Origin of the sequence: Mesorhizobium loti (assembly GCF_013170705.1) — a bacterium.
Lineage (GTDB): Bacteria > Pseudomonadota > Alphaproteobacteria > Rhizobiales > Rhizobiaceae > Mesorhizobium > Mesorhizobium loti_D.
This window is the reverse complement of the sequence record NZ_CP033334.1, coordinates 736,254-750,940: the sequence shown is the minus strand read 5'-3', so window position 1 is coordinate 750,940 and position 14,687 is coordinate 736,254. Positions and strand designations below refer to the sequence as shown.

The 14,687-nt window shown below is 62.9% G+C and carries 15 protein-coding genes; 7 read left to right on the top strand and 8 right to left on the bottom strand.

Annotation, left to right across the window (positions count from 1 at the left end):
* Window positions 1–14: 14 nt before the first annotated feature.
* Both yidC and EB815_RS03525 read left to right on the top strand, forming a co-directional pair.
* On the top strand, window positions 15–1,826 hold the full coding sequence (gene yidC, locus EB815_RS03530; RefSeq protein WP_056573644.1) for a membrane protein insertase YidC: 1,812 nt from the start codon (window positions 15–17) through the stop codon (window positions 1,824–1,826).
* A gap of 193 nt (window positions 1,827–2,019) precedes the next feature.
* A complete protein-coding gene (locus EB815_RS03525; protein ID WP_056573642.1) occupies window positions 2,020–2,580 on the top strand; it encodes a fasciclin domain-containing protein in 561 nt (186 codons plus the stop codon).
* Between the two features lie 195 nt (window positions 2,581–2,775).
* On the opposite strand, the gene EB815_RS03520 is transcribed toward EB815_RS03525, so the two are convergent.
* The 3 genes from EB815_RS03520 to EB815_RS03510 are packed head-to-tail and all read right to left on the bottom strand — an operon-like array spanning window position 2,776 to window position 6,078.
* The gene (locus tag EB815_RS03520) at window positions 2,776–4,323 is read right to left on the bottom strand and encodes a DHA2 family efflux MFS transporter permease subunit (protein ID WP_056573640.1); all 1,548 of its coding nucleotides are present in this window, start codon (window positions 4,321–4,323) and stop codon (window positions 2,776–2,778) included.
* Entirely contained in the window at window positions 4,320–5,621 is a 1,302-nt protein-coding gene (locus EB815_RS03515) for an HlyD family secretion protein (RefSeq protein WP_081294969.1), read from the bottom strand. Before EB815_RS03515 ends, EB815_RS03520 begins: the two co-directional genes overlap by 4 nt.
* Entirely contained in the window at window positions 5,614–6,078 is a 465-nt protein-coding gene (locus tag EB815_RS03510; protein WP_056573637.1) for a MarR family winged helix-turn-helix transcriptional regulator, read from the bottom strand. The genes EB815_RS03515 and EB815_RS03510 overlap by 8 nt, the downstream gene beginning before the upstream one ends.
* Before the next feature lie 176 nt (window positions 6,079–6,254).
* On the opposite strand from EB815_RS03510, the gene EB815_RS03505 reads away from it, so the two are divergent.
* From EB815_RS03505 to yihA, 3 genes are all read left to right on the top strand, one after another.
* A complete protein-coding gene (locus tag EB815_RS03505; protein ID WP_065005537.1) occupies window positions 6,255–6,569 on the top strand; it encodes a hypothetical protein in 315 nt (104 codons plus the stop codon).
* A 121-nt stretch (window positions 6,570–6,690) separates the two neighbouring features.
* On the top strand, window positions 6,691–7,329 hold the full coding sequence (locus EB815_RS03500) for a CatB-related O-acetyltransferase (protein WP_056573634.1): 639 nt from the start codon (window positions 6,691–6,693) through the stop codon (window positions 7,327–7,329).
* Entirely contained in the window at window positions 7,326–7,985 is a 660-nt protein-coding gene (gene yihA, locus EB815_RS03495) for a ribosome biogenesis GTP-binding protein YihA/YsxC (protein ID WP_056573631.1), read from the top strand. Before EB815_RS03500 ends, yihA begins: the two co-directional genes overlap by 4 nt.
* A gap of 43 nt (window positions 7,986–8,028) precedes the next feature.
* Here the strand turns inward: yihA and EB815_RS03490 are convergent, their stop codons facing one another.
* On the bottom strand, window positions 8,029–8,772 hold the full coding sequence (locus EB815_RS03490; RefSeq protein ID WP_056573627.1) for a TetR/AcrR family transcriptional regulator: 744 nt from the start codon (window positions 8,770–8,772) through the stop codon (window positions 8,029–8,031).
* Window positions 8,773–8,898: 126 nt separating this feature from the next.
* Here EB815_RS03490 and EB815_RS03485 point away from each other — a divergent pair, with 126 nt between their 5' ends.
* Together EB815_RS03485 and EB815_RS03480 are read left to right on the top strand one after the other, a co-directional pair.
* Window positions 8,899–10,086, top strand: coding sequence for an HlyD family secretion protein (locus EB815_RS03485; RefSeq protein WP_056573624.1), 1,188 nt, complete (start codon window positions 8,899–8,901; stop codon window positions 10,084–10,086).
* A 71-nt stretch (window positions 10,087–10,157) separates the two neighbouring features.
* Window positions 10,158–11,753: a DHA2 family efflux MFS transporter permease subunit gene (locus EB815_RS03480; protein ID WP_056573620.1), complete on the top strand. Its 1,596-nt coding sequence runs from the start codon at window positions 10,158–10,160 to the stop codon at window positions 11,751–11,753.
* Between the two features lie 118 nt (window positions 11,754–11,871).
* Here the strand turns inward: EB815_RS03480 and msrB are convergent, their stop codons facing one another.
* The 4 genes from msrB to EB815_RS03460 form a co-directional block, all read right to left on the bottom strand.
* Window positions 11,872–12,375 carry a peptide-methionine (R)-S-oxide reductase MsrB gene (gene msrB / locus EB815_RS03475; protein ID WP_056573617.1) on the bottom strand — a complete coding sequence of 168 codons (504 nt, stop codon included), beginning with the start codon at window positions 12,373–12,375 and terminating at the stop codon, window positions 11,872–11,874.
* A 211-nt stretch (window positions 12,376–12,586) separates the two neighbouring features.
* Window positions 12,587–13,144, bottom strand: a complete 558-nt coding sequence (locus EB815_RS03470; RefSeq protein WP_056573615.1) for a fasciclin domain-containing protein — start codon at window positions 13,142–13,144, stop codon at window positions 12,587–12,589.
* A 223-nt stretch (window positions 13,145–13,367) separates the two neighbouring features.
* Window positions 13,368–14,090: an anti-sigma factor gene (locus EB815_RS03465; protein WP_081294968.1), complete on the bottom strand. Its 723-nt coding sequence runs from the start codon at window positions 14,088–14,090 to the stop codon at window positions 13,368–13,370.
* A complete protein-coding gene (locus tag EB815_RS03460) occupies window positions 14,087–14,626 on the bottom strand; it encodes a sigma-70 family RNA polymerase sigma factor (RefSeq protein WP_056573608.1) in 540 nt (179 codons plus the stop codon). The genes EB815_RS03465 and EB815_RS03460 overlap by 4 nt, the downstream gene beginning before the upstream one ends.
* Between the last annotated feature and the right edge of the window lie 61 nt (window positions 14,627–14,687).

The following is a 14,687-nucleotide window of genomic DNA, read 5'->3' as shown; positions in this document are numbered from 1 at the left end:
GCCAAGGGCTCTCGATGGAAAACAACCGGAACTTCTTCATCACCATCGCGCTGTCGGTGCTGATCCTGACTTTGTGGCAGGTTTTCTACATGAACCCGCGCGTCGAGCAGCAGCGCGAGGCCGCCAAGATCGAGCAGCAGCGGGCGGCGGAGCAGAAGAAGGCGGCGGAAGCGGCCAATCCGGGTGCTGCAACACCGGCACCTGCACCAGGCACCATTCCCAGCGCGCCAGGCGGTGATACCGTCACCGCGGCCAGCCGCGATCAGGCGCTTGCCGCATCGAAGCGCGTCAAGATCGACACGCCGAGCCTCGAGGGCTCGATCAACCTGACCGGCGCGCGGCTCGACGACCTCAAGCTCAAGCACTACACCGAGACCGTCGACAAGAATTCGCCCGAGATCGAACTGCTCAACCCGCAGGCGCTGCCCACCGGATATTTCGCCGAGATCGGCTTCGTCGGCAACGACAAGACCGGTCCTGTGCCCGGTGCGGAAACGGCGTGGAGTGTCGACGGCAATCCGACGCTGACCCCGTCGACGCCGGTGACGCTGACCTACACCAACGACAAGGGCCTGACCTTCAGGCGCACCTTCTCCGTGGACGGCGACTACATGTTCACGGTGTCGGACACGGTGCAGAATTCCGGCTCGAGCGCGGTTTCGCTGTTCAATTACGGCCGCGTCACCCGCTACGACAAGCCGGCCGTCGCCAGCACTTATGTGCTGCATGAGGGGCTGATCGGCGTGACCGGCACCGAAGGCCTGGCCGAATATAAATACGCCAAGATCGAGTCTGAAAAGCAGGTCACGCCGGGAAAGTCGACCGACGGCTGGCTCGGCATCACCGACAAATACTGGGCCGTGACGCTGGTGCCGACCGAAAAGCAGCCTTTTCAGCCGCGCTATGCCTTTTTCGAGGATGGCCGCCACCGCTATCAGTCCGACTTCCTCACCGATGCGATCAATGTCGATGCCGGCCAGTCCGCGACCGTCGAGACCGAGATCTTCGCCGGCGCCAAGGAAGTCGCCAAGATCAACGCCTATGAGAAGGACCGGAACATTCGCCAGTTCAATCTGGTGATCGACTGGGGCTGGTTCTATTTCATCACCAAACCGATGTTCTGGCTGATCGACACGCTCTACAAATTCTTCGGCAATTTCGGCCTGGCGATCCTCGCCACCACCGTCATCGTCAAGGCCATCTTCTTCCCGCTCGCCAACAAGTCCTACGCGTCGATGGCGAACATGAAGAAGGTGCAGCCCAAGATGCTGGAGATCCGCGAGAAATACGCGGACGACAAGATGAAGCAGCAGCAGGCGATGATGGAGCTGTACAAGACCGAGAAGATCAATCCGCTTGCCGGCTGCTGGCCGGTGGCGCTGCAGATTCCGGTCTTCTTCTCGCTCTACAAGGTGCTCTACATCACCATCGAGATGCGCCACGCGCCGTTCTTCGGCTGGATCCAGGATCTGGCGGCACCCGATCCGACGTCGCTGTTCAACCTGTTCGGCCTTATCCCGGTCACGCTGCCGCATATGCTGATGATTGGTGTCTGGCCGCTGATCATGGGCGTCACCATGTTCCTGCAGATGCGCATGAATCCGACGCCGCCGGATCCGACGCAGGCCGCGATCTTCACCTGGATGCCGATCATCTTCACATTCATGATGGCGGGTTTCCCGGCCGGCCTCGTCATCTACTGGGCCTGGAACAACACGCTCTCGATCCTCCAGCAGGGCGTGATCATGAAGCGCCAGGGCGCCAAGATCGAGCTGTGGGACAATCTGGTCGCACTCTTTCGAAAGAAACCGTCGCCGGCGGAGTAACCGCCCTTCTTCCGCGAAAAGCGGAATAGAAGTTCTCCTTCTGAAAAAGCCCGGTTTGTCCGGGCTTTTTCTTGGGAAGATATCCGTTCACGTTCCCGTGATCGACGAAACTGCGAGCGGTCGCGGGACGTGACTGCGTGTGCGTTTCCAAAGGCTATCAATTCCGATCAGCCCTCACCCGGAGGAAGACCACATGCGCTTGCCATCATTCAGAACCATCGCCATTTCGGCCCTTGTCGCCGGCGTGGCGATTGCCGCTCCTGCCTACGCCAAGAACCCGAATGTCGGCGGCGCGCCGATGTACACCACCAAGAACATCGTCGAGAATGCCGTCAATTCGAAGGACCACACGACGTTGGTGGCCGCCGTCAAGGCTGCCGGCCTGGTCGATACCTTGCAGGGCGCCGGACCGTTCACCGTCTTCGCGCCCACCAATGAAGCCTTCGCGGCATTGCCCAAGGGCACTGTCGATACGCTGCTGAAGCCTGAAAACAAGGGCCAGCTCACCAAGGTGCTGACCGCGCATGTGGTGGCCGGCAAGATTTCGGGCGCCGAGATGATGAAGAAGGCCAAGGCTATGGGCGGCAAATACGAGATGAAGACCGTCTCCGGCGACACGCTCACCGCCGAGGTCAAGAAGGGCAAGCTCTACATCATGGACGAGTCCGGCGGCATGGCGAAGGTGACCATCGCCGACGTCAACCAGTCCAACGGCGTCATCCATGTCGTCAACAAGGTGCTCTTGCCGAAGTAGCGGCTTCCGGCGAAAGGGGTATCGGCAGGTCGTTGGGGCTTTATCGGCCAGCCGTTCCCGCCTCGCGTCGAGGTGCCAGGTTTCTTGGGAAGTCGTATCGGCGAGGCCGGGGTCCTGTCGTCCCTCACAGGACCCCGGTTTCCTTTTGTGGGATATGTGCGTGGCTGGTCCCGACCCAGTCAGCCGGGCCCGGCTTCATTCCATGACGGCGCTGTGGTCGACCTTGGCCGGCGTGCCCGGCTTGCGCAGCAGGAGCACCAGGGGGATGGCCGCCAGCGACAGGATCATCATCAGCTTGAAGTCGTTCATGTAGCTGATGATTGTCGCCTGCAACGTCACGACGCCGTCCAGCGCGGCCCGCCCGGCGGCGGTGTAGGGGTTCATCGCCTGCGCGATCGCCGGGTTGCTGAACGCCTGGTTGAAGGGCGTCACATAGGTGGCGATGTTGGCATGGTTGATCTGCACATTCTGCGTCAACAGCGCGGTGACCACCGATATGCCGACGCTCGAGCCGATGTTTCGCGACAGGTTGTAAAGCCCGGTGCCTTCCGCGCGCCGCTCCGGCGCCAGGGTGGCGAAGGTGATGGTGGTCAGCGGCACGAACAGGAAGCCCAGCCCGGCGCCCTGGACGAAGCCGGTGCTGATGATCGTCCATTGCGAGACATCGGGCGTCCAGCCGGTCATGTCGTACATCGCCCAGGCGGTGATCAGCAGGCCGATCAGCAGCAGCCATCGCGTATCCACCTTGCCGATCAGCCTGCCGACCAGGAACATGCACGCCATCGTGCCAAGGCCGCGCGGGCCCATGACGATGCCGGCCGTCACCACCGGATAGCCCATCAGCGTCTGCAGGTAGGGTGTCATCAGCGCCAGCGAGGCGAGATAGGTGATGCCGATGATGAAGATGAAGACCATGCCGACGGCGAAATTCCTGTCCAGGAAGAGCCGCGGGTTCACGAAGGTGTTCTTGGCGGTGAAGGTATGGACGAGGAAGATGTAGAAGGCCGACGCGCAGATCAACGCCTCGACGATGATCTCGGATGAGGAGAACCAGTTGAGCTGCTCGCCGCGATCGAGAAACATCTGCAGCGCCGCGATGGTGATGCTGAGCATGCCGAAACCCAGCCAGTCCAGCCTTGCCTTGATGTCCAGCTTGGTTTCCAGGACGAACAGGGACACGCCCGCGAAAGCCAGCGCGCCGATCGGCACGTTGATGTAAAACACCCAGCGCCAGGAGACATTCTCGGTCAGCCAGCCGCCGATGACCGGGCCCAGCACCGGCCCGACCATCACCGAAACGCCGAACAGCGCCATCGCCGAGCCGCGCTCCTCGACGCTGTAGATATCGAGCAGGATGCTCTGCGACAGCGGCACCAGGGCCGCGCCGAACAGGCCCTGCAGCAGGCGGAAGCCGACGATCTGCGGCAGCGACTGCGCGAAGCCGCACAGGACCGAGGCGACCACGAAGCCGGTGATCGAGGTCAGAAGGATGCGCTTGCGGCCGAAGCGGTTTGCGAGGTAGCCCGAAGGCGGTGTCATCACCGCCGCCGCGACGATGTAGGAGGTCAGCACCCAGTTGATCTGGTCGGCGCTGGCCGACACGCTGCCCTGGATGTAGGGCAGCGCCACATTGGCGATGGTCGTGTCCAGCGCCTGCATGATGACGGCCAGGATCACGCAAGCAGTGATGGCGCCGCGATTGGCGACCACCGGTGTGGCACCTGCCGCGGACGCGTTGCTCATGATTTCTGTCCGTACCGGTTCAGGAGGTTGGTGACGAAGTCCGGCAGGCCGCGCGCATGGCCGGTCTCGACGTCGACCACGGCGCTCATGCCGCCGCGCAGCGGAGGCTTGCCCTGGGGATCGTCAACCGTCACCCGCATCGGGATGCGCTGCACAACCTTGACCCAGTTGCCGGTGGTGTTCTGGGCCGGCAGCAGCGAGAAGCTCGACGACGAGGCGGGACTGATCGAAGCGACCGTGCCGTGCCAGACAGCGCCCGGATAGGTGTCGACGCTGATCGTCGCCGTCTGTCCCGGCCGCACATAGGTCAGTTCGGTCTCCTTCGGCTCCGCCTCGATCCACAGATCGGTCGACGAAACCAGGCTGAAGGCCGGCTGCGAAGCCGGCAGATACTTGCCGACCTGAAGCGCGTCGACATTGGTGACGATGCCGTCGAACGGCGCCTTGACCACCGAATCGCCCAGGTTGCGCTGCGCGTCATCGACGCCCGACTGGGCCTGCAGGTAGAAGGGGTTCTTTTCCACCGGCTGGCTGGCATCGCCGCCCAGCTGGGCAAGCATGGCCTGCGCCTGCGCCTTGGCGACCGACACTTTCTGGCGCGCGGCGACGAGGTCGTGCTGGGCGCTGTCGAAAGTCGCCTTGGAGGCGGTCGAGGTCTTGAGCAGATCCTGCTGCCGCTGGAAGGCGGCCTCGTAATAGGGAATGTCGGCCTCGGCCTGCTCGATTTGCGACAGCGATTGCTGGTAGCTGGCCTGCAGGGTCAGTACCTGATTGCGCACGGTCCCGAGCTGGGCCTGGGCGGCTGCAAGAGCGGTTTCGAAAGAGGCCGGCCGCAGGCGGAAGAGCACGTCGCCCTTCTTTACAGCCTGGTTCTCGTGCACGTCGATCTCCTGCACGGTGCCGGAGACGTCGGTGGACACGCCCAGCGACTGCGCCTGGATATAGGCATTGTCGGTCGTCATCACCTGGCCTCCGGTGACGTAATAATAGCCGCCGACGGCCAGCGCGACGGGAAGCAGGGCAAAAAGCACCGGCCGCGTCAGGCCGCGCTTCGGCTTGGCCGGGGCAGGAGCAGGAGGGGCAAGGGCGGCAGGGGCCTGCTGTGGCTGCGGCTCCTTGGCCGGAGCCTCGAGTGCCGCGGGTTCCAGCGCAACCGGAGCTTCCAGCTCGTCATTGTCGATGACGACATTGGCGCGCCTCTGTTCGCGCTCGCTGTCCAGCAGGATGATCTGGTCGCCGGCGCGACCCGTTGAAGGGTCATCCTCGGCAGGCTTCTTTGGGGATGTTGATTCAGCCATGTACGTTCTCCCGGTCGACGGCCGGCTGGGTGCAAGCCGCGAGCAGATTGGATTTGATCAAGCTTAGGGTCTGCAGCAGATGCTGCTGTGTTTCAGACGAAAGGCCGGCGAAGGCCTCGTCTCGGGTTTTCTGGCCGTTGCCGCGCATGGTATCGAGCAGCGGATGGGCCCGCGGGGTCAGGTAAAGCAGCCACGCCCTGCGATCGGTGGGGTCGGGCCGGCGTTCGATGAAGCCGCGCGCCTCCATCTTGTCGAGCAGCCGCGCAAGCGTGATCGGCATGATCTCGATGAGGTCGGCGAGCTTGTTCTGGTGAATGCCTTCATGCAGGCAGAGATAGGCCAGCACCTGCCACTGGGCGCGGGTCAGCCCCGATGTCCGGGAACGCTGCTCGAACCGCTTCCGAAGCAAGCGCGCAACGTCGTGCAGCACGAAGCTGATATTTGGCGAGGGGGACATGGGAGGAGGTCAGGATCTACGGACAACTTTTCGTGAGCATGCTCATTATCATCATGCACATAATCCTGCTGGACGGCGCGCGCAAGACGCACTAAGCCGCGCGGAAGAAAAATTTCATGGGCCACGGTGCGGAGAAGACGCCTCGCGGCGCGAATTTTCCGGCAAGGACTTCGACGATGAATTGGATCAGGATCGCGGCCGTGACGGCGCTTATCGGGTGCCCGGGCGCGGCGGTCGCGAAGGACGCGGTCAGTTGCGGTGGCGCCGCGATGCTGGGCGGCGCGCAACTGAACTGCAGCCACGTTGAACCCAAGGCACCGCCGCAATTCTGCACGTTTAGCTGGGCTCTCCACATGGCATCAGGCGACCAGAAAGTCGTCGAAGGCACCTTCCTGCTGCCGCCCGGAGCCTCGAATGTCACCGTTTATCAGGGCAGCGGTTTCGACAGCGCGCTGTCCAATCCGATCGTGATCTGCCGCGGCAACAAATGAGTTTGCTCGCCACGGGAGACTGGCTCCCCGGCCGATTGGTGCTATAGGGCGGATCACGTTATTTTGACCAGGCGCCTCCGGCCGCGGATGCGCCTGTCTGCCAATTCCCGGACGAACCGATATGGACGGACCCAACCCCGACATCAAGCATCCGATCCCGATGCACACGCGTGTCGGCTTCCTGAAGCCGCTGGTGACGGAGCCGAACATCGAGATCGGCGAGTTCACCTATTATGACGACCCGGACGGGCCGGACCAATTCGCGCGCAAATGCGTGCTTCACCACTATCCCTTCATCGGCGACAAGCTCATTATCGGCAAGTTCTGCGCCATCGCCGAAGGCGCGCGCTTCATCATGAACGGCGCCAACCACGCAATGTCAGGCTTTTCGACCTATCCGTTCAACATTTTCGGCCATGGCTGGGAAAAGGGCTTTGACCCGGCGACATGGTCGAGGGAGGTGCGTGGCGACACGGTGGTCGGCAGCGATGTCTGGATCGGCATGGAGGCGGTGATCCTGCCCGGCGTGGAGATCGGCCATGGCGCCATCATCGCCGCCAAATCCGTGGTGACGCATGATGTTGCGCCCTATGCGATTGTTGCCGGCAACGCGGCCAAGACGGTGAAGATGCGTTTCGACGACAGGACGATCAGGCGGCTGCTGGCATTGGCATGGTGGGATTGGCCGGTGGACAAGATCGGCCGCAACCTCGATGCCATCAGGGGCGCCGATATCTCTCTTCTGGAGGCAGCAGCTTGAACGCTCAAAACAGCACCGTGATCGGCACCGACCTGTTCACGCGCGGGTGGATTTTCATCCGCGGCGTGCCGGCCATGAAATTCCTGCCGCCGGAAGGGCCGCCGGAAATCGCCTTCGCCGGCCGCTCGAATGTCGGCAAGTCCTCGCTGATCAACGCTCTGGTCAACCAGAAGGGGCTGGCGCGCACCTCCAACACCCCGGGGCGCACGCAGGAACTCAACTATTTCGTACCGGACGGATTTTCGGGCGAGGGCGCTGACCTGCCGCCGATGGCGCTGGTCGACATGCCGGGCTACGGCTACGCCACCGCGCCCAAGGAGAAGGTCGACGAATGGACCAAACTGGTCTTCGACTATCTCAAGGGCCGCGTCACGCTGAAGCGGGTCTATGTGCTGATCGATGCCCGCCACGGCATCAAGGCCAAGGACGACGAAGTGCTGTCGCTGCTCGACAAGGCGGCGGTATCCTACCAGATCGTGCTGACCAAGACCGACAAGATCAAGGTCGCCGGCGTGCCGCGGCTGATCGAGGAGACGCTGCAGAAGATCAAGAAGCGTCCTGCGGCGTTTCCATTCGTCCTGGCGACGTCATCGGAAAAGGGCGAAGGCCTGGAGGAATTGCAGGCCGCGATCGTGCTTGCCGCCAATGGCGGCTAGGGAAGGGAGATCGGGCCGGTCCCGATGAGCCGCCCGGCTGGCCCTATGCCTTTGCCTCCAGGGCAATCATCTGGTGGCTTTCCTCCTCGGCGAGCCTTTCGGTGCCGTAGGCCTTCAGGAACATGGCGACCCCCGACCGGACGATGTGGTCGATCTCATCCTGGTTCGGCGCCTTGGTCCGGTAGGCGAAGATGCACTGCCGGAAAAGGCCGGCCAGGCAAAGTTCGGTGAATTGGTAGGCGGCAAGATCGACATCGTCGATCTCGAGCAGGCCGCGTTCGATGGCGGCATTGAGGAATTCCACCACCTTGTCATGGCCGCGTTTGGGTCCGCGTTCGTAAAAACGCGCGCCCATGTCGGGGATCCTGTCGGAGGCGCCGATCACGGTGCGTTGGGCCTGGATGACCTTGGCCGAGGTGATCTTCATGGACAGCACCTTGCCGAACTTCACCAGCGTCTGGCGCAGGTCGTCGGCGCGGTCGAGCATGTCGTACATGTTCTTGAAGATGGTGCCGCGCTCTTCCTCGATCAGCGCCTCGAACAGCTCTTCCTTGTTGGCGAAATAGACATAGATGGTGCCTTTCGACACGCCGGCTTCGCGCGTGATGTCGTTCATCGAGGCGGCCTCGAAGCCCTTGTCTATGAAGACACGGCGGGCGCCATCGATGATCTGGCTGCGCTTGACCGGGTCCTGTCCGGCCGCAGGGCGTCCGCGGCGCAGGCTGTCCAGCAGGTCGCACTGTTCCTTTTCGATATTGGCTGAGGTTTCGGCTTTGGTTTCGGCCATGGGGTAACACCTCGAAATAATTCGAACCAACCGGTTCGATTGCCTCTTGATATGGTCCTCTTTTCACGCTATGTCAACGCCCAGATCGAACCGAACGGTTCAGTATTATTACTTTAGAGAGATGTCATGTCCTCGAACGCGCCCACCACCGCCGAAGTCCGCCCTTTCCCCAGCGCCAAGGTCGCTCCGGCGACGGAAGCACCGGAGATTCCCGTCCAGCCGGTCGCACCGCCGCCGGCGGCTGAAGCTCCGGTCAGGAAGAAGCGCTCGGTGCGCTCCTTCCTACTGCCGATCATCGGCCTTGCCCTGCTGAGCGGCGGCGCCTGGTACGGCTACGACTACTGGACCACGGGCCGTTTCATGATCTCGACCGACGACGCGTATGTCCAGGCCGACATGGCGTTCGTCTCGCCCAAGATTTCCGGCTATGTCGACCAGGTCAAGGTGAGCGAGAACCAGCTGGTCAAGGCTGGGGATCCGCTGCTGACCATCGACGATGGCGACTACAAGATCGCTGTCGCGCAGGCCGAGGCGCAGATCGCCACGCTGTCGAAGACGCTTGACCGCATCGACGCCCAGACCAAGGCCGCGCAGGCCTCCCTGCAGCAGGCGCAGGCGCAGAAGGTCGCCGATCAGGCCGCGGCCGACAATGCCGGTCGGGCCCAGCAGCGCGCCGCGCAGCTGGTCAAGACGCATGTCGGCACGCAGGCACAACTGGACGACGCCCAGACCGCGCTCGACCAGGCCAATGCCGCTCTCGTCGGTGCCGATGCCCAGATCGCCGCCGCGCAGGCCAATATCAGTGTGCTCGAGGCGCAGCGCGCCGAGTCGGCGAGCACGCTCGCCTCCTTGCAGCTCAACCGCGACAAGGCCGCGCGCGACCTGTCCTTCACCGTGCTCAAGGCGCCTTATGACGGCGTCGTCGGCAACCGCTCGGTTGAGCAGGGCGATCTCGTCAGCCCCGGCCAGAAGCTCGCCGTCGTCGTGCCGATGGACAAGCTCTACATCGTCGCCAACTTCAAGGAGACCCAGCTTGCCCGGCTGGTTCCCGGCGAAAAGGTCAACATCTCGGTCGACGCCATCGACGGCCAGCCCATCCAGGGAACCGTCTCGTCGCTGGCTCCGGCTTCGGGAGCGGTTTTCTCGCTTCTGCCGCCGGAAAACGCCACCGGCAACTTCACCAAGGTCGTGCAGCGCGTCCCGGTGCGCATCGACGTCCCGGCCGATGCCCTGAAGACCGGCAAGCTGCGCGCGGGCTTGAGCGTTGTCGTCAACGTCGACAGCCGCACCGCACCTGTCGCCACAACCAACTAAGCGCTTTTCGGAGGGCGGCTCGGTGGCTGATTGAGCACCGAGCCGCCCGGCCTCAAGGAGGCTCCCACGCAATGGCAACCGCAACAGTCACCGCAGGAGCGCCGCCGGCACGGCCGGCGGTCCCCGACACCATTTCCACACGCCGTATCATCGCCTTCCTGGCGATGGTGTTCGGCATGTTCATGGCGATCCTGGACATCCAGATCGTCTCGGCCTCGCTGGCCGAGATCCAGGCGGGCCTCAGCGCCAGCTCCGACGAAATCCCGTGGGTGCAGACGGCCTACCTGATCGCCGAGGTGGTCATGATCCCGCTGTCCGGCTTCCTCAGCCGCATGCTCTCGACGCGCGTGCTGTTCACCATCGCCGCCGCCGGCTTCACCGCGGCCAGCGCCCTTGCGGCGACCGCCACCAACATCGACCAGATGATCGTCTACCGCGCCGTGCAAGGCTTCATCGGCGGCGGCATGATCCCGAGCGTCTTTGCCGCGGCCTTCACCATCTTCCCGCCCTCGCGCCGCGCCATCGTCTCGCCGATGATCGGCCTGGTGGCGACGCTGGCGCCGACCATCGGTCCGACCGTCGGCGGCTATATCAGTCACGCCTTTTCATGGCACTGGCTGTTCCTGGTCAATGTCGTGCCCGGCATCCTGGTGGCGACCGCCGCCTGGTCGCTGATCGATTTCGACAAGCCCAATCTCAAGCTGTTCAACAAGTTCGACTGGTGGGGCCTCGCCGGCATGGCGGCCTTCCTGGGCTGCATGGAATATGTGCTTGAGGAAGGCCCGAACAATGATTGGCTGCAGGACCAGGGGGTGTTCATCTGCGCCATCGTCATGACTGTCGGCGCGGTGGTCTTCTTCTGGCGGGTCTTCACCGCCGAGGAACCCATCGTCGACCTCAGGGCGTTCAGCAACATCAACTTCGCCTTCGGCTCGCTGTTTTCCTTCGTCATCGGCATCGGTCTCTACGGCCTGACCTATCTCTATCCGGTCTTCCTTGGCCGTATCCGGGGTTACGATTCGATGATGATCGGCGAGGCGCTGTTCGTCAGCGGCCTGGCGATGTTCGTCACCGCCCCGATCTCGGGCATCCTGTCGAGCAAGATGGATTTGCGGCTGATGATGATGATCGGCTTCTTCGGCTTCGCCACCGGCACCTGGTGGATGACGCATCTGACCGCCGACTGGGATTTCTACGAGCTGCTCATCCCGCAGATCCTGCGCGGTTGTTCGATGATGCTGTGCATGGTGCCGATCAACAACATCGCGCTCGGCACCTTGCCGCCGGACCGGCTGAAGAATGCGTCCGGCCTGTTCAACCTCACCCGCAACCTCGGCGGTGCGGTCGGCCTTGCCCTTATCAACACCGTGCTGATCGATCGCAACGCCTTCCACTACGCAAGGCTCTCCGAGCATGTGCAGTGGGGCAGTGCGGCCGCGCAGACCAAGCTGCAGAACATGACGCTCAACTTCGAGCAGACCACCGGCCTCGATGCGGCCAGCGCGGCGATCTCCAAGCTGTCGGGCATGGTCCAGCAGCAGGCGGCGCTGCTGTCCTTCATGGACGTGTTCTACATGCTGACCGTGCTGTTCGCGACGCTCGGCCTGTTCACCATGCTGATCAACAAGCCGGCCGCGCCCGGTGGTGGCGGCGGCGGCGGGCATTGAATAGAGATCCATCCGCCGGCAGCGGTTTCGGGAAGTTCCTCCAGTCCACGCCCGAAACCCTGACAGCGCAAAAAAACTCCGGGCCGCAAGACCCGGAGTTTTTTCATGTATAGCCTGTTCAGGCCGTGGCGGGCTTGAAGCTCAGCGCCACGCCGTTGATGCAATGGCGCAGGCCGGTCGGCGCCGGGCCATCGTCGAAGACATGGCCGAGATGGCCGCCGCAGCGGCGGCAATGCACCTCGGTGCGTGTCATCCCGAGCGACCGGTCCTCGGTCTTGCTGATGCCGTTGGCGATCTCCTGCCAGAAGCTCGGCCAGCCGGTGCCGGAATCGAACTTCGTCTCCGAGGGATAGACCGGCAGATCGCAGCCGGCGCAGGCGAAAATGCCCTTGCGGTGCTCGTTGAGCAGCGGGCTGGTGCCCGGATACTCCGTGCCTTGTTTGCGCAGCACGTCGAAGGCGGCCGGCGACAGGATCGCTTTCCACTCATCGTCTGTCTTGGTGATCTCGAATTTCTCGGCGGCCTGTGCGGCTTGCGGGCTGCTCATGCGCAGCAGGGTTGACGCGGCCCCGACGACGCCGATGGTGGCGGCACCGCTCAAAAGAAAGTCGCGACGGTTCATGGCCAGTTCCTCCTGTCTTCTCTTTTGCCAAACTATACCGCCACGCGGAAATCAAAAGCCGGTGACGGTTTGCCCTAAAACGACACTCCGCGCCGTTCCACGGTTGATCGTGGGCGGCGCGGAGCATGCGTGTCGACTGCGCATCACGGGAGCGGGACGACGCGATCGACGGAGAGCTCTTGCTGTATCTTCGTGCGCGGCAAGCCCTTTGTTACATCTTCGGCAGAAGAACCTTGTCGATGACGTGAATGACGCCATTGGATTGCTCGACATCGGCGATCGTTACATTGGCGACATTGCCATTCTCGTCGGTGACGGTGACCTTGCCGCCATCGGCCTTGAGCGACAGCTCGCAACCGCCGACCGTCTTGACCTTGTGCGTGCCGCCATCGGCCTTGGCCATCGAGGCCACGTCCGCCGCCATCGCCTTGGCGCCGATGACATGGCAGGTCAGGATCTTGACGAGCTTGTCCTTGTTCTCGGGCTTGAGTAGCGTGTCGACCGTGCCGGCCGGCAATGCGGCGAAGGCCTCGTTGGTCGGCGCGAACACTGTGAAAGGACCGGCGCCCTGCAGGGTCTCAACCAGGCCGGCAGCCTTGACGGCGGCGACCAGCGTCGTGTGATCCTTCGAATTGACGGCATTCTCGACGATGGTCTTGTTGGCATACATGGCGGCGCCGCCGACCATCGGGTTTTCGGCATAGGCGGCGGTGGCAAGCGCGGAGACAGCGATCGTACCGGCGAGCAAAAGGGTGGCGAATCTACGCATAATGTTCAAACTCCTCGGGTTTCTCTTCCCATTCTTGGGGACGCGAGGAGATACGGAACACAAACGCGGGAGTTTCAGAATATTTTTGGATTTTCAATTTAATCGGGCGGGAGAAGAGGTCTATTCGACGCAACATTTTGCCGGCTTACGCGTTTGTTTAGACGCGCATGACATAAGATACATTGGAATTGTTCTGGCGACGGCTTCGCGGTGAGAAGCGAGGTCAGATGCTCTTCAGGTCGCCCGCGGCCACCACCGGCCCGGTGGGCTGCCCAGTTGGCGAACCACCGGCGGGCTCAAGACTGACGGCCAGCACCGCACCCTGGGCAAGCTTCTGCTGGGCTGCCGGCGAGACGACAATATGCGCTGTCGACCCGACCGGGATGACACCCATCGACACCGGAGGATTCTTGCCCTCGATCATCCAAAGTTCGAAATCCTTGCCGGCGGCACGCTCGCCGGAGACATGCGACAGGCCGACCTCGTGATGCGCGGCATCGTAAACCGCGAGATATTTGACGTCGCTGCCATCGGCAGCCAGCGAGGCGACGAGCCGTCCCTGCGGCAGTGCGACCGGCGGGTTGACGTAAGGGATGGCAATGTAGATCGCCAGCGCCGCGACCGCCGCCGCGGCAAGGCCGCGCCAGAAGGCGAGGCTGGACCACAGGCCGGCGCGTGCGTCGACTGAAGTGGCCGCGGTCGATGCGAACAACCGGCGATCGATCGCCGGCTTCACCGAAGCCGGCGGCTCGATTTCCGGATACGCCGCGCCCAGCGGCGAGAGATGAACCTCCCAGCCGTCGACGAGCCGTGCGAATTCGGCTTCGGTATCGATGCGCCTGATCGCGATCTGCCGCTCTTCCGCCGGCAGAACGCCAAGAACGTATTCGGCGGCGAACAGGTCGTCGCCTCCACGTTCCGGTCCATTGTCCTCTGCCAGCGTCATCTTTCCAGACATTCTCTGAGTTTCATCAGGCTGCGGCGCAGCCAGGTACGCATCGTGTTCAGCGGCACGCCGTGGCGTTCCGCCAGTTCGGCATAGCTTTCGCCCTTGAGATAAGCGCCCCGGACGGCCGCCGCCCGGTCCTTCTCCAGCTCATCGAGGCAATGATGGATGCGTTCGGATTCATCGCCCGCCACCGCCATCGCTTCAGGTCCCGGTGCCGGATCGGCCACATCGAGCGCGGCATCGATATCGGCGGCTGGCTTGCGCCGCGCCCTGATGCGATCGATCGCGTGGTTGCGTGCGATTGCCACCAGCCAGGAGATCGGGCTCAGATCGGAAACAGCAAAACGATCCGCTTTCGTCCATATCTTGACGAAGACTTCCTGCAACGCTTCTTCCGCATCTCCCCGATCGTTCAATACACGAAGGCAGACGCCGAAAAGTTTCGCGCTGGTCTGCCGGTAGAGCAGATCGAACGCAGCCCGATCCTTCATCGAAGTCCGGACGATCAGCTTCGAGATGTCCTGCGGCGTCATGCGAGCCAAATTAGGCGATTGCGTTGTATTTGCAACGCCGGAAATATTCCGTGCACATGAA

Bases quoted from the DNA above. Each gene is read 5' to 3' on its own strand.
- EB815_RS03465 (WP_081294968.1), bottom strand. From the start codon at position 14,090: ATGACGCTGGCAGAGGACAATGGACCGGAACGTGGAGGCGACGACCTG.
- EB815_RS03460 (WP_056573608.1), bottom strand. From the start codon at position 14,626: ATGACGCCGCAGGACATCTCGAAGCTGATCGTCCGGACTTCGATGAAG.
- EB815_RS03515 (WP_081294969.1), bottom strand. From the start codon at position 5,621: ATGGCTGAATCAACATCCCCAAAGAAGCCTGCCGAGGATGACCCTTCA.
- EB815_RS03520 (WP_056573640.1), bottom strand. From the start codon at position 4,323: ATGAGCAACGCGTCCGCGGCAGGTGCCACACCGGTGGTCGCCAATCGC.
- EB815_RS03490 (WP_056573627.1), bottom strand. From the start codon at position 8,772: ATGGCCGAAACCAAAGCCGAAACCTCAGCCAATATCGAAAAGGAACAG.
- EB815_RS03500 (WP_056573634.1), top strand. From the start codon at position 6,691: ATGGACGGACCCAACCCCGACATCAAGCATCCGATCCCGATGCACACG.
- msrB (WP_056573617.1), bottom strand. From the start codon at position 12,375: ATGAACCGTCGCGACTTTCTTTTGAGCGGTGCCGCCACCATCGGCGTC.
- EB815_RS03470 (WP_056573615.1), bottom strand. From the start codon at position 13,144: ATGCGTAGATTCGCCACCCTTTTGCTCGCCGGTACGATCGCTGTCTCC.
- EB815_RS03480 (WP_056573620.1), top strand. From the start codon at position 10,158: ATGGCAACCGCAACAGTCACCGCAGGAGCGCCGCCGGCACGGCCGGCG.
- EB815_RS03510 (WP_056573637.1), bottom strand. From the start codon at position 6,078: ATGTCCCCCTCGCCAAATATCAGCTTCGTGCTGCACGACGTTGCGCGC.
- EB815_RS03525 (WP_056573642.1), top strand. From the start codon at position 2,020: ATGCGCTTGCCATCATTCAGAACCATCGCCATTTCGGCCCTTGTCGCC.
- EB815_RS03485 (WP_056573624.1), top strand. From the start codon at position 8,899: ATGTCCTCGAACGCGCCCACCACCGCCGAAGTCCGCCCTTTCCCCAGC.
- EB815_RS03505 (WP_065005537.1), top strand. From the start codon at position 6,255: ATGAATTGGATCAGGATCGCGGCCGTGACGGCGCTTATCGGGTGCCCG.
- yidC (WP_056573644.1), top strand. From the start codon at position 15: ATGGAAAACAACCGGAACTTCTTCATCACCATCGCGCTGTCGGTGCTG.